The 14,014-nt window shown below is 40.0% G+C and carries 14 protein-coding genes; 7 read left to right on the forward strand and 7 right to left on the reverse strand.

Going from position 1 to position 14,014, the window contains the following annotated elements:
* The first annotated feature begins 112 nt into the window (after nucleotides 1–112).
* Entirely contained in the window at nucleotides 113–796 is a 684-nt protein-coding gene (locus CH365_RS06055) for an SIMPL domain-containing protein (protein ID WP_100767696.1), read from the forward strand.
* Nucleotides 797–1,034: 238 nt separating this feature from the next.
* A complete protein-coding gene (locus CH365_RS06060) occupies nucleotides 1,035–2,183 on the forward strand; it encodes a hypothetical protein (RefSeq protein WP_165782573.1) in 1,149 nt (382 codons plus the stop codon).
* 102 nt (nucleotides 2,184–2,285) lie between these two features.
* On the opposite strand, the gene CH365_RS06065 is transcribed toward CH365_RS06060, so the two are convergent.
* The 6 genes from CH365_RS06065 to CH365_RS06090 form a co-directional block, all read right to left on the reverse strand.
* Nucleotides 2,286–3,203, reverse strand: a complete 918-nt coding sequence (locus CH365_RS06065) for an SHOCT domain-containing protein (RefSeq protein WP_425268537.1) — start codon at nucleotides 3,201–3,203, stop codon at nucleotides 2,286–2,288.
* Nucleotides 3,121–3,381 carry a carbon storage regulator CsrA gene (gene csrA, locus CH365_RS06070; protein ID WP_020769544.1) on the reverse strand — a complete coding sequence of 87 codons (261 nt, stop codon included), beginning with the start codon at nucleotides 3,379–3,381 and terminating at the stop codon, nucleotides 3,121–3,123. The genes CH365_RS06065 and csrA overlap by 83 nt, the downstream gene beginning before the upstream one ends.
* Complete coding sequence (fliW, locus tag CH365_RS06075) at nucleotides 3,382–3,831, reverse strand: flagellar assembly protein FliW (RefSeq protein ID WP_100767699.1); 450 nt, start codon at nucleotides 3,829–3,831, stop codon at nucleotides 3,382–3,384.
* A 96-nt stretch (nucleotides 3,832–3,927) separates the two neighbouring features.
* Nucleotides 3,928–5,193, reverse strand: coding sequence for a flagellar hook-associated protein 3 (locus CH365_RS06080; protein ID WP_100767700.1), 1,266 nt, complete (start codon nucleotides 5,191–5,193; stop codon nucleotides 3,928–3,930).
* A gap of 32 nt (nucleotides 5,194–5,225) precedes the next feature.
* Complete coding sequence (gene flgK, locus CH365_RS06085) at nucleotides 5,226–7,136, reverse strand: flagellar hook-associated protein FlgK (protein WP_100767701.1); 1,911 nt, start codon at nucleotides 7,134–7,136, stop codon at nucleotides 5,226–5,228.
* Between the two features lie 23 nt (nucleotides 7,137–7,159).
* Nucleotides 7,160–7,696, reverse strand: a complete 537-nt coding sequence (locus CH365_RS06090) for a flagellar protein FlgN (protein ID WP_100767702.1) — start codon at nucleotides 7,694–7,696, stop codon at nucleotides 7,160–7,162.
* Nucleotides 7,697–7,950: 254 nt separating this feature from the next.
* Between CH365_RS06090 and CH365_RS06095 the strand changes: the two genes are divergently transcribed.
* The 4 genes from CH365_RS06095 (at nucleotide 7,951) to CH365_RS06110 (ending at nucleotide 11,440) form a co-directional block, all read left to right on the forward strand.
* Entirely contained in the window at nucleotides 7,951–8,667 is a 717-nt protein-coding gene (locus tag CH365_RS06095) for a glycoside hydrolase family 25 protein (RefSeq protein WP_100767875.1), read from the forward strand.
* A gap of 52 nt (nucleotides 8,668–8,719) precedes the next feature.
* Complete coding sequence (locus CH365_RS06100) at nucleotides 8,720–9,175, forward strand: hypothetical protein (protein WP_100767703.1); 456 nt, start codon at nucleotides 8,720–8,722, stop codon at nucleotides 9,173–9,175.
* A gap of 115 nt (nucleotides 9,176–9,290) precedes the next feature.
* A complete protein-coding gene (locus CH365_RS06105; protein ID WP_244283005.1) occupies nucleotides 9,291–10,244 on the forward strand; it encodes an alpha/beta fold hydrolase in 954 nt (317 codons plus the stop codon).
* A gap of 89 nt (nucleotides 10,245–10,333) precedes the next feature.
* Nucleotides 10,334–11,440, forward strand: coding sequence for a M23 family metallopeptidase (locus CH365_RS06110; RefSeq protein WP_100767705.1), 1,107 nt, complete (start codon nucleotides 10,334–10,336; stop codon nucleotides 11,438–11,440).
* 50 nt (nucleotides 11,441–11,490) lie between these two features.
* Here CH365_RS06110 and CH365_RS06115 read toward each other — a convergent pair whose 3' ends face one another.
* A complete protein-coding gene (locus tag CH365_RS06115) occupies nucleotides 11,491–12,624 on the reverse strand; it encodes a citrate synthase/methylcitrate synthase (protein ID WP_100767706.1) in 1,134 nt (377 codons plus the stop codon).
* A 75-nt stretch (nucleotides 12,625–12,699) separates the two neighbouring features.
* On the opposite strand from CH365_RS06115, the gene CH365_RS06120 reads away from it, so the two are divergent.
* Nucleotides 12,700–13,947 carry a citrate synthase family protein gene (locus tag CH365_RS06120; RefSeq protein ID WP_100767707.1) on the forward strand — a complete coding sequence of 416 codons (1,248 nt, stop codon included), beginning with the start codon at nucleotides 12,700–12,702 and terminating at the stop codon, nucleotides 13,945–13,947.
* Nucleotides 13,948–14,014: the final 67 nt, after the last annotated feature.

Consider the following 14,014-nt stretch of genomic DNA (forward strand, 5'->3'; position numbering starts at 1 on the left):
AGGCTTCAAGGCCTTGTCCCGAAAGGCCCAAGCTCTTATAATAAAATCTAAAAATCCGGTACCGTTCGGGAATTTTCCCGGACGGAGAAAGGTCTTATCCTTCGGAGTTTATATGAAAAAAATATTATTCGGGTGCATATTATTATTCTCTAGTTTCGTTTCCGCGTTCGCCGAGCAAGAAAAAGTCCTGATCGTTAGTGGCTTCTCCAAAGTTGCAGTCCCAGCTGAGCTTGTAGAGATACGTATCGGAGTAGAAACAGAATCAAAAACTGCGGAAGAAGCTCATGAAAAAACTTCAGCAAAGACCGATTCTCTTGTAAAATATCTCAAAAAGCAATCCTTACTCTCGTTACAAACTGAAGCGATCCGTCTTCAAACAATATATGAATATCCTAAGTCTGGGGCGAGACAGATCAAAGGTTATGTAGCTTCCAATATAGTTTTAGTAAGAGCTAAAGTAGAATCTGCAGGCAAGCTCATCGATGAATCCATACAAAATGGAGCGAATCAAATTATAGGTATCCGATTGCAAGCAACGGATGCAAATTTAGAGAAGGCTTCCCAAGAAGCATTGCAGTTAGCAGCAAAGGATGCTCGCAAAAAAGCGGATATTATTCTCTCGGCATTAGGCTTGAAATTTAAGGATTTTGTAGAGATAAGAGCCGACTTCCAAGAAATTTCCGAACCACTCCCTGTCATGGATGGTTTTCAAACTATGAGTGCAAAATCTGCGACTCCAATCGAGGCTGGAAATTTATTTCGCGAAGCGAAAATCATATTGAAAGTTTCTTATTAAAAAAACCGCAAATAAGTGAAAAAAATCTGTCTTTTCAATCGGTTATATGGGTATGGTATTTATGGATTGTTACCTAAGTACCAATAACCCGGTAAATAGTTAACATATATCCAATTCTCTTCACTATTCTCACTACGTGAGCGGCCCTTTAGGGGGCCGCTCCGGTCTTTTGTTTTTTTCCTTGCTCTCTTCCTAAATAATTGGTGTTTTGGGAAAAAAATTATTACTCTGGCACCTCATGAAAAAAAAGATTCTAGCTTTATTGGCAACCTATCTAGTTTGCTTTTCTTTATTCGGACAACCAACAAATCCGAATAATCAAAGGCAGCCTAAAAACCAACCCACAAACAACCAACAGCCACCGCAAGACCAGGCTCCTATCGGAGGTAGCGGTTCTACTTCCTCAAGTAATGGAAGTGCATTTCAAAGTGGTTTATTACATATTTTGGAATTAGATGGAGTCGCGGGAAGTCTGAACCAAGGCGGACCTCAATCCATTAACGGAATCTTAAATAGCGTAAGGATTGCCGGAAGTGCGTTGGGCGGAACACCTGAATTCTTCAAAGAAGATAGTAAGACAACTCCAAGCGGTGGATTTCCTAAGATCAGATATTCTCACCAACTATCTGATAATACATTCATAGGGATCGTGGCTTCTTTGGGTGAAAAGTCTACAACAGAGACTACTACCACCAGCACATCTAACAGATATACCACTGATAAGATTACCACAACTACCAACGAGTGGAAAGTGAAGTATGGTTGGGGACCCTTAAACTTAAACACTTCGAATGATATAAGCTACGAGTTCTCTATCGGTTATGGACAATCGAAGACGAGTGGAGATTATTCAAACTTTGGAATCAAGCTCCCAGGCTTTAGTTCAGGAAGTTCAGATGGAATGTCTGGATACGCGCTCGGATTCGGAGATCTTAGATATAATATCACCACACTTTCCTTGGACTATGGCGTTGCTGTTCCTATGTGGAGCTGGATGAACTGGTACTTCCGAGGGGATACAAGCTTCTTCTGGGGAACATTATCTTTGAGTTCCGCCCAGCTCGGCGTTGATACAGGAGCTACTGCAGGAGCATATAACGGCTTAGACTTTAATGCATTCAAATCCAAAGACGGATTTTTTGCAGGAGCATCAGGATTTACAATGACTTTCGAATCAGGTTTCATAATTAAACCTTTCGAAACATTCGGTATCCGATTCGGTGGATTCTACCAACTTACTTATTTCAGCGTAGGAGAAGTAAAGGGACCATCCATTTCCGGAGGCCAAATTGTTGAGGCAGGTGCAGTACCTAACTTAAGTTCCACTACGGACAACGAACAATTCGGAAACTACGGAGGAACCGTAGGATTAGTTAAAAATCTATAGTCCACAACGCGGGCTTCAGGAGCAACGCGACTATAGTCCGCAACGCGGGCTTCAGGAGCGAAGCGACTATAGTCCGCAACGCCGGCTTCAGGAGCGAAGCGACTATAATTCTTTTAAAATTTCAGCCTTCTTCTTTTCGTATTCCGGCTTAGAGATCAATCCCTTATCTAAGAGTTCCTGCAAGGTTCTTAAGCGATCCTCTATCGTCTTAGGGATTTTTTTAGTGGGAGTTCCAACATTCTTCTTAGAAGGATTTGCGGTCCAAAAGCTGTTTTTCACGAGGATACGATTTTTTACTTCTTCTCCCTCGGATGCTAAAGTAAGATAATCCAAACCTTCCGGGCGAATTTCAGGAAGATAAATAGAATTACGAGAAGAAGATTCCGGCTTTACAATAGGCACCAATGTCCAATCCCTAAAAGAATAAGTGGTCTGAAAATCGAGCACTTGTCCTATTTCAGAAAACTCTAATACGATTCCTTCCGTGGTGTTCCTAATGTAAAAAACGATCCTTCTGATCCTGAGTCCTGGACGGATCGGATCTTCTCTCTTGATGATCACTTGATATGCTTGTGGAAGTCCGTCCGGAATTTCTGTCTCCGCTTTATATAATAATTCGCCCAAGCGAGAAGATTCATCTTCCGTAAATAATCGAACAGGTTCCGCGTTTAGAACTCCTGTGTCCGAAACCCCTGTGAATTTAAAAAGTTTTTCCCATCTGGAAAGGAACTCCGACTTATCCAACTGGTCCGGTCCCGCACCAGTCAAAATTCCGGAAGCGATAGGCAGCCAAGTTTCCGATTGTAAGAAGATAGGAGTTTCAGAACTCTTTTTAAGATAATATAATACGATTGAATCCGAAGAGGAAGCCATTCCCTTTCTTTGGGAAGACATGCAGGATATCGTAAATAAAAGGGTAAGAAAGAAACTTAGAAGATTAAGATTTTTCTTTTTTGCCCGAATCGGTTTTTTTAAGCATGCTGCCAATTTTTCCCAATTCCTCCGGCTTAATTTTCGCACCGGCGGCCTTCTTGTTCTCAGCCTGGATCTCACGATACACTTCCGCTCTATGAACAGAAACTTCTTTAGGAGCCTTGACTCCGATTTTTACCTGATCCCCTTTGATATCCACGATAACGATCTCGATATCGTCACCTATAATAATGGATTCATTTGTACGCCTAGCTAGTACGAGCACTTAGGACATCTCCACAGTGGCGCTTTCCAAAATTCTTTCACGAACAGAATGAATCTCATTACGTGATACAAATTGGCGACCTGTCAAATCAGTCTTATTAATCAAAATAGGACCTTGTAGATTTGCGGTCATGGATGCCGGATCGTCATTCGGAATCGTCACAATGACTAAGGTCAAAGCTTCCGAAACATCCTGCAACCCGATTTGAGAAAGTTCTTCTTGGCTCAGAAGTGGTTTATATTCTTTTTTAAATAGAGAAGGTGGAATCACTACAAAAGCAAGGTCCACTTCGTCGACGGACTGCAGCCATTTGAATACGGACTCTTCGTCTTCTTCGATTAGGGCGAAACTTTTATATCCCCCGAAACCTAGAAGTCCTTCCGGAAATTTGATAAGTTGTCGTTCCGAAACTTTTATTTTTCCGAAAGGTTTGCTTTGGATCTCAATCATCGACCGACCTGTTTTTCAGAGCATGGCTCTAAGTTTATACTTTTTTCAAATCTCTACAAGAAGAATTCCCCGACTTAATATCGGAGAATCTTATTCTTATCTTAGGAAGTCCATCAAAGTGGGTTTGATCACCTTGGAACCAACGTTAAGTGCGTATTGATGAATCGTTTCCAGCCACTTCAAGTTCATGATAGTTTCCGGGAAATCGATTCCTTCATTTTTAGCGAGTAGTTCGGTCATATAGGATTTATCAAAGGAAACTCTTTGAGAATGTTCCTCCATACGATTCATCCTAGCACCTACTATGGATCTATAACGAAGAATATTCTCCAATGCAAGATCCAAATCCTGGATATCACGACCTGAAATTCTCTCTTGGTCTTTCTGGATCAGGTCATTTCTGAACTGAATAAGCACATCAAACACCGAAAGTCCTGTAACAGTTGCAGACTTACTGTAATTATTAGGAGGTTCGGAATTGCCCGCGTCGATCAGACCGATATCTCTTAGAACAGTTCCTCCATCCACATCCTCTAACCAAATCTGGTGGGGTGCAGTGGAACTAAGACTGATATTATCTTGAGCAAGTTTATTCGCCTTAGCTTCGATCGGAGAGTTATTGATCTTGTCTATGATATCGTCGATAGTATCACCTGCGGAAACTTGGATCTCCGCTCCATCGATCTTGAATTTTTGATCGGATACAGCAACATAACCTGAGTTATCCACACGGCTGGTAACACTCATGTTCGTTCCCCAGAACACTTTGTTTCCAGGAATGGTAACAGGGATATATTCTCCCTTTTCGATCTCTCTGATCTGCTCTCCGATGTCTCCTCTGTATTCTACTCCAATGTATTGGTTTTTTAGTTCCAATCCTTGGAGTCCTTTGATCTTGGATTCAATCGGTTCAAAAGGAGGTCTTTCGATCACATGTCCGCCGAAAAGAGGTCTTCCTGTGGCATCTCTTGTGTTCGCAATATCGACTAACGCTCTTAGTAATTCATCAATCTCTTTACCAACGGCAACTTCTAATTCGAAACCTTTGTCACCTTGGTAGATACCGTTGGAAGCTTGGACTGCAAGAACTCTCGCTCTTTGAAATAAGTTTCCTATCCTGTCCAATTCGCCGTCGATCTGCTGCAATCTTCCGAAACCGTCGTCGATATTAGCCTGAAAAGTATCCAACTCGTTCATCCTAGATCGGAAGAACATTTGGTTGGTCGCCCTTCCAGGATCGTCGGAAGGAGTCCTAATTCTTTGTCCTGTCCCCAATTGGTTTTGGGTTTCGTCCAAAGACAACTGGTGACGATTCAAAGTCCTCACCAGAGTGTTATTTTGCATCATGTTAGTGATCCGCATCATGGCTTCGCCTCCTTGCTATTCCGGCGGAATTACGCGCCCAAACGATTGATGATCGTATCTAGAATTTCATTCATAGTATTGATCATCTTCGCAGACGCATTGTACGAGTGCTGGAACTGGACCATATTGGCCATTTCCTCGTCCAAACTTACACCCATCACCGACTGTCTCATATTTTCGAGTTCGGTCATAAGATCTGATTGGATCCCAAATTCTTGTTTTGATTCTCTTGCTTCTGTGGCAAGTTTAGAGATCAGACTATTATAAAAATCATCTGTGGTTTTGGAATAATCCACCATCACAGGATTATTTCTAAGGGAAGAAGCTACTAAAAGAGCATTCCTACCGTCCTTATGACCTCCAGGAGAATTATAATCTCCAGTTCCACCAACATCCTTTCCTCTTGCTGCCGCGATATTTGCTACGTTATTCGCAATATGTTCATTCACTTTAAAATGAGAAGAAGGATGAAAATGCGGTGATAAAGTAATGTCTTCCGGCTTAGATTGAAGTTTAGTGATCTCTCCCAAACGTTTGTAATCATAAGCACCGGAAGGCCCGGAAGCCATCAGCATTCCAGTTAAACCTACTAATAATTCTCCGGAATCTTCGATGTGTCTAAGAATGAAGTTTTTCTTAGGAGTATCTTCCGCAACAGTCGCTTTGAATGCCAATTGGTTATCATGATTCATGTAAGCCACAACACCAACTTTAGAAGCATTGATACGTTTGATAATACCGTTCAGAGTATCATTTGCAGAATAAGGAATTAAAACCTGAGTTTCTTTTTCATCAGGTTTTAAGAATGTCATGGTTCCGCTGATCCCTACAGGACGATCCGGATCCAAAGTATTCTTACCGGTAACTCTAAAGATAGCGCTGATATCATTCTGGCCATCGCCGTCTGAATCATATTCACCGAAAGTATTCAAAGCCAAAGAACGAATATCAAAGAAGTTCTGATTTGTATTTCCGTTCAGACCAAAACCGTCTTTATGGATCTCATTGATCACATCCATAACATTGATCGCAAGAGCGTCCACTTGGTCGATCTTCTCGCCCAAAATTTTATCTCTAACTTCGATCAAACCTTGCAGTCTTCCTTTGCGGAGAAGGACCGGGTCTCCCGTAACTTTCCAATAAAGATCTAAAAGACCATCTTTAGAAGGATTTCCTAATATATCTACACGGTTAAGCTTTCCACCTTGGACCAGGATCTGCTGGCCAATAAACACCATCAGCTCGTCTTCGTCACTTCTACCGATGGTAATATCTGTTAAGCCAGAAAGTTCCTGTAAAAGAGCATCTCTCTTGTCATAAAGGTCATTCGGTCTATCGCCTAACGCTTCCGACTTAGCAATCCTTTCGTTTAAGGTGCGGATATTCTCTCCGATCGTATTCAAATGAAGTGCATGAGCTTCGATCTCGCGGTTCGCTTGGTCTCTCAATTGAGAAAGTTTGCGATATACATCTTCCATTCTACTTCCGAGGCCCTGTGCTTTTTCCAAAACTACGGAACGATGTGCGTTATCTTCAGGATAATTCGCAAGTTCTTCCCAAGAAGACCAGAATTTATCCATTAAAGTTCTAAGAGTAGTACCGTTAGGCTCGTTGAAAATATTCTCAGCTTGGTAGAGATATTCGTTCTTAGCGGCCCAATAATCTTTTACACCAGAAGTTTCTATAATTCTATCATCGATAAAATTATCTCTAACACGTTCGATGGAACCGATTTCAACACCTTGTCCAATCTGACCGGGAACGTGAGCACGATTCAAAGAAGGTTCGTACAGAGGATCTGTCGCTTGTAAAACAACTCTTTGGCGGGAATAATGTTTATTATCCGCGTTTGAAATATTATGGCCGGTAGTTTGTAGAGCTTGCTGGTGAGCAGCGAGACCTCTTTTACCTATTTCTAATCCGGAGAATGTGGATCCCATACTTCTTCCCTCCTATCCAATCCTTACGCGGAAGCGTTTACTAATACCGAGGAACGTTTCTTCTTGTTCCTGACTGTGCTTGGATTTTCATCCTCGTAAACTTCGACTTCCCCGCTGTTTGCGTTCGTTCGCATCGCGTCGATGGTGGCCTTCAAAAATTCCTGTCTGGTTCGGATCAATTTATCATTGGCTTTGATCTTATCTTTAAGCCTATGAACCGTATCCTTCAATCTTGTTCCGAGTTGTTTCAACTTGTGCTCGGATTCACGGTCTATCTTATTTAAAAAATCAGTAAGAGTCAGTTCGCCTTCTTTAGGAATTCCTAAATTACCTGATGTATAAACATCATGAATAGCGGACATACGAACTCTTTCCAGTTCGCTTGCGTGAACGATCAATTCATAAGTCTTTTTAGAAATCGTTTCCAAAGATCTTCCGTCCGCTTTCGTGATCGATTCCGTCTTTTCTTTCTCTAACTCCAGGATTTCGGAGTACAGTCGGATTTCTTCCTCGAAAAGAGAAGACACCCGATCCAACCATTCCTCTTTATTTAATATCATTGTCCGGTCCCTGTTCTTTGTTTCGGCGGAATCCGGAATTTTATGAGGGGTTTTTTTGAAAATTCAACGGCTAAGGAAGCAGAGAAGTAGAAGTAAGAAGAATTTTCTAAAGAGAGAACGGGGATTTGCCGAACAAGAAGACTCAAAAAAGAGACATAATTTTCAACGCTCCGGATGAATGTCGGATATACTACATTTTATAAAGAATTGTCTGAAACTTGTATTCAAAAGGATTTCTTATCCAGAAAACTCAAATGAAAATCTTACGAAAAATTCTCCCAGTTTTACTCCTACTCTTACTGAGTTCTGTCGGTTTGTATTTTGCATTCGACAAAGGAATTCTTTGGTTCGTATATCCTTCTCAAACTGAATATCCAATACGCGGGATTGACGTCTCTAATCACCAAGGAGAGATCAACTGGAAGAAGGTCCCTAAAAATAAAATTCAATTCGTCTACATCAAAGCAACCGAAGGAGGAGATTGGAAAGACAAAGCATTCTCCGCTAATTGGGAATCTGCAAATCGTATCGGATTCCGAGTGGGAGCTTATCATTTTTTCACCCTTTGCCGCTCCGGAAAGGAACAAGCTTTTAATTTTATTTCATTAGTTCCCAAAGATCCTGAATCTTTGCCTCCTGTTGCAGATTTAGAATTCGTAGGAAACTGCAAAGAACGACCTCCCATACAGGATGTAAAAAAAGAAATACAAAACTTTCTAACCGCATTAGAAAATCATTATGGAAAGAAGCCCATATTATATCTAACTTACGAATTTATAGATCTATATTTGAAAGACGATTTTTTAGAATATCCTGTTTGGATCCGTGACATATTCGGACACCCATCTTCTTCTTTTAAAAGGAATTGGATTATCTGGCAATACCATAGCAGGGCGCGATTAGAAGGTATAGAAGGTCCGGTGGATCTGAATGTATTGAGGGGAGACGATCTTTTTCTGAAAAAGTTATAGATATTCTCTTAGGTTAGGCATACTAATAAACGCTATTTTGTTTGGGGGTTATATGAAAGAACATCTCCATAAGCTCACAATATTATTCGTAATTAGCGTCTCTTCTTATTGTTTAGTTCAACAAGAATACTACGAAGAGAAAGATAAATCAGATCCATCCAAAATATATTATAAAGATGCTCAAGTCCTACTTATCGCAGCGGTGAATGGATTAGCTCTTAGATGTGAGACTTTTGCACAATCCGGATTTAATTACGGAGTAAGTTATTTGGCTTTAACGGGAGAATCATGCACGGAACCTCAGCTAGTAAAAGGATGTACTGAATACCATTATTTAAATGAGAAAGAAGTATATCAATGTACTGCACTAATATTTTTGGATCCATGCGATGTGACCAGTGATAGCCCTCCTAGAGAAACAGAGGCTGCTCAGAACTATAGATTTGCTACATTTGGAATTTGCGCAGGTGCCTTTCGCTCCAAAATGGCTATACCTTTGTTTCTTTAAGGAACGTTGGGAGAATATTTATAATAGTAAATAACATTCCAAAAATATGAAGAACTGAGGTATTCTCTCAATTAAAAAATAAACAATCGTTTACATAACCATATGTTATTCTTTCTTGAATCCAAAACGAATCCGAATATTATTCGCTTCTATCATGCCTTCCGATTTAAAAGAGAAACCGCAAACTTTTCCATTTCCTTCCGATTTTCCGGAAGTACGTTCCGAATATTTGGATACAAATGGACAAAAATTTTTCTTATTAGAGTCAGGTCCGAAAGACGGAAAACCATTATTACTATTACACGGATTTCCCGAATTTTCTTACGCTTGGAAAAATCAAATCGGCTACTTTGCAAAACTCGGATATTTAGTGATCGCTCCAGATCAAAGAGGTTATGCAAGAAGTTCCAAGCCTAAATCCATTTCAGATTACGGACTAGATATTTTATCCGAAGACATTATTTCAATTTTAGATGCGTATGAAATTTCCAAAACGGATATTATTGCTCACGATTGGGGAGGAGCGGTAACGTACTGGGCCCTTTCTAAGTTTCCGGAACGCTTTAGAAAAGCATGTATCTTAAATGTTCCTCATCCAACGATCATGAAAAGAAAAATTCTTTCGGATAAAGTCCAAAGGAAGAAGAGCATGTATATCCTTTTTTTCCGAATCCCTTGGTTACCTGAATTTTTGCTCTCCAGATTGAATTTCAGAAAATTAGAAAGATCCCTGACAAAAACATCAATGAAGGGGGCCTTTTCTGAAGAAGAAATTTCCATTTATAAGGAAGCCTGGGCAATGCCTGGATGCGTAAAATCAATGCTTCATTGGTATCGTGCAGCAGTTAAAAATCCCCCTAAATTGATTCGGACAAGAAAGATCAAGGTTCCTACACGGATTTTCTGGGGAGAAAAGGATAGATTTTTAGCCAAAGAAATGGCAGAAGAAACTCTGGAACTATTTTCGGATGCTTCAGTACATTTCTTTTCTAAAGGTACTCATTGGATCCATCACGAGATTCCTGAAATATTGAACCCTGAACTTCTTTCGTTTTTGTCTGAAGAATAGATTCTTTACAAATTAGGAAAAATATTTCTGTACCAATAAACGTCTTATTCTAAGATGAGAAGGTCCTTAGTTCAGGACCATTTTCCTTTATGTCTATTTCTCTTAAAAAAACCGCAGTTTTTTGTTTTGTAATCGGTGTCTCTTTTACAGGAGCTTATCCAAAAGACACAAATCCTAAAAATAAAAAAGAAGAACCTAAAAAGGCTTCTGTACTTCCTAAGATAAATCAGGTCGCCTTAAACTCTAAACCGGAAAAGAAAAAGGAAGAGAAAAAACCTAAGACGGTTGTTTCCGAAAAGAAATCATCCAAAAGGCTGAAAGGTGAGATCGTAGAAAAACAGGAAGAACTGTTTTCATTCTCTCTTTCCGGTAGAAAGTTTGCGCAAGGAGACCTTCTTTTTTTAAAAATAAAACCTCTGCCTAAAATTTTAGATAAGCTTGGAAATTTTACGATCAGCTGGGAAGGCCAAGAGATCCCATTCACTCAAAGAGAAGGTTATATCCTCACATTTCTTCCTATCTCCCCCGAATTTTCAAAACCGTACGGAGTTTTGGAATTAACTGAGAAACATCTTTTTACAAAAAATGATTCTAAGAAATACGAGATCCCGATCCAAAAGACATACTTTGCCACTTCTAAAGTGTCCCATCTCACGATGGATAAACAATATACAACAGATGAACTTTCGGAAGAAACAAAGGCATTCATTAAAGAATGTTCCGAAGCAAAAGCAAAGGCGTTCCAATCCAGGTCGGATCTTCAAGTTGAAACAGATTTCGAATATCCTGTTCACAATCCTATATTAAACAGCCCTTTTTATAAACGTAGGATCTATAATAAAGAGAAAGGTCGCCCACATGGCGGTTCCGATTTTAAAGGTGGTGTAGGAGATCCTATTTATGCGATCAATGACGGCACCGTAATCTTAGCAAGATCTATGTACTACGAGGGAAATTTTACAGTGATAGATCATGGTTTGGAATTGTATTCCTTATACATGCACCAGTCCGAAATTTTAGTAAAGCCTGGAGACAAAGTGAAGAAGGGAGATTTGATCGGAAAGATCGGATCCACAGGAATGTCTACCGGCCCCCATTTACATTTGGGACTTAGAGTTTTAGGAACGATGATCGATCCTCTTTCCGTTGTCCAAACGGATCTAATAGAAGCTAGAAAGAAAACTTCTAAAAAATAATCATATTATAGAGAGAGAAGAATAAATTCTCTCCCTATAATATGTCTTTTTCAATTCCAAAGTTTTCCGTCCTCTCCTGTATATATCGCATCCGGTCGGAGGATCCTTTCTTGCATTTGTTCAAAACAATGTGCCGTCCAGCCTGCCGCTCTTCCCATCGCAAATACCGGAGTAAAGATCTCGGTCGGAAATCCTAGTCCATGCAAAAGTAATGCAGTATAAAATTCCACATTGGTTTGCAGAACTCTATCCGGTTTATACTCTTTGAGCAATTCTAAAGCAGTTTTTTCCACGAACATGGCAAGATCATAAAATTCTCTTTTTTCGTCCGTATCATATAGGATTTTAGCTGCCTTTGCGAGAACATCTGCGCGTGGATCTCTAACTTTATAAATCCTATGACCAAAGCCCATTAGTCTTTCGTTATGTTTCAATTTTTCTCTCAGTACCTTCTCCGCATTTTCCTTAGCTCCTATCTCAAAGACGGTGTCTAATGCAGGTCCAGGAGCTCCTCCATGGAGAGGCCCCTTTAATGCGCCGAGTCCTCCGGTGACAGCAGAGATCATATCGGATTGAGTAGAGATAATCACTCTTGCAGCAAATGTAGAAGCATTCAATCCATGATCACAAACCGTATTTAGATACGTATTCAATGCACGAACACTTCTTGGATCCGGATCGTTACCATTCAACATATACAAGAAGTTAGCTGCAATGTCTAGATCCTGTCTTGGAAGAACAGGGGCTTGCCCTTTCAACAAACGAAATGCCCAAGCGACTATTAAAGGAAATGTAGAAAGAACTGCCATCGCATCCTTTTTAGGATCTTCTTTTTGAGAGCCTAAAGAAAGAGCAGCAGATCCAATCCGTAAAATGTCGATCAGAGGAAGATTTGCATATACTGCTTCTTCAATGATGGTTCGTATCACTTTAGAAAATCTTCTGGAAGATCTAAGTTCTTCGGAGAACAGACTTGTTTCGGTAGGCTTTGGCCTCTTATCATTCCAAAGTGTAAAGATAGTTTCTTCGAAGACAGCTTTACCTGCAAATTCTTCGACAGGGTAACCTGCGATGATAAGCCTTCCTCCCTTTCCATCCACCTGGGAAAGTTTGGTTCTTGCAGCTGGGATTCCTTCTAAACCCGGGCTATAAATTTTCTCTTTTTCCTGTTCAGAGACTAGCATAGTGTTTCTCCTTTGATTCTATTCGAGTTTAGCGTGTTGACAAAGTATAGTCAATGTTGATTATATTGTCAATATATGGCTTTTTCTTTCAAAAAACCGTTCTTGAGTGCAGATGAAGCCGCCTCCGCCTTAGGGGTAGAAGTTCAAACTATATATGCATACGTTAGTCGCGGTTTATTACATTCGGAATCCGGAGGCAATAAGGATAGAAGCAAACGATATAGAAGAGAAGATATAGAACAATTATTACTTCGAAGGGAAGAAAGAAGCCAACCCGGAAAGACTGCAAAGGCCGCTTTATCTCTAGGGCAACCTGTATTAGAATCTTCAATCACATTGCTTGGTGAGAATTCCCTCTTTTATAGAGGTAAAGACGTTTTAGAACTTTCGGAGAATGAAAGTTTCGAAGATATTGCCTGTTTACTTTGGGAAGCAGAAGAAATAAATCCGTTCGAATCGGATTGGCCTATATTATCCGAAGAATGTAATAAAATTCTAAAATTATTAGAAGGCAGACCCATATTAGATGTTTCCAGAATCTTACTTCCTTTTTTAGAATATGAAGATGCAAAGGCATTTCGTAAAGATCCTAAAACATTCAGAAAAACTTCTTCTTCTATTATAAGATATTTAACCTTATTTTCTGCCGGCAAAACAGAATCGGAAGGGAAAATTTCAGAAACACTTTTGAGCAGTTGGAATCCTTTTCGGAAAAAAGAAGACCCAAATTATTTATCCAAACTCAAACTTTTAGAGGCAGCTTTAATCCTTTCTGCAGACCATGAATTGAATGTTTCATCCTTTACTGCAAGATGTGTGGCATCTAGTGAAGCTTCTCTTTATCAAGTGGTGCTAGCAGGACTTGCCGCTTTGTCAGGACCCAAGCATGGATTACTCACAGAGAAAGCGATCCTTCTTCTTTCCCAAACAAGCGGAAACAAAAAGAAAGACAAACAACTCTTAGAAGAAAAATTAAGAGGTGGAGAAAATATCCCAGGCTTTGGTCATCCTCTTTATAAAAAAGGAGATCCCAGAGGCAGAAAACTAATCCAAATGGTCGAAAGATTTTTTCCGGACGATGGAGATGTGCAACTCTATCTGCAATTCTTAAAACAGACAGAAGAACTTTTAGAAGATTATCCTACAATTGATGCTGGACTTGCACTTGTTTCTAAGGCGTTAAAATTACCGAAAGGTGCAGGAATTGGAATTTTTGCAATCGGTAGAACTGCAGGCTGGCTAGCTCACGCGATGGAACAATATCATTCAGGAAACTTGATTAGGCCTAGGGCAAAGTATATCGGAAACCTTCCCCAAGAATGATCAAATTCTTGACTCTTCTGGTCTTTTACGTTAGGTATAGGAAAACAGAAATAAAAGAACTGCGGAG

Source organism: Leptospira neocaledonica, from assembly GCF_002812205.1.
Classification (GTDB): Bacteria; Spirochaetota; Leptospiria; order Leptospirales; family Leptospiraceae; genus Leptospira_B; species Leptospira_B neocaledonica.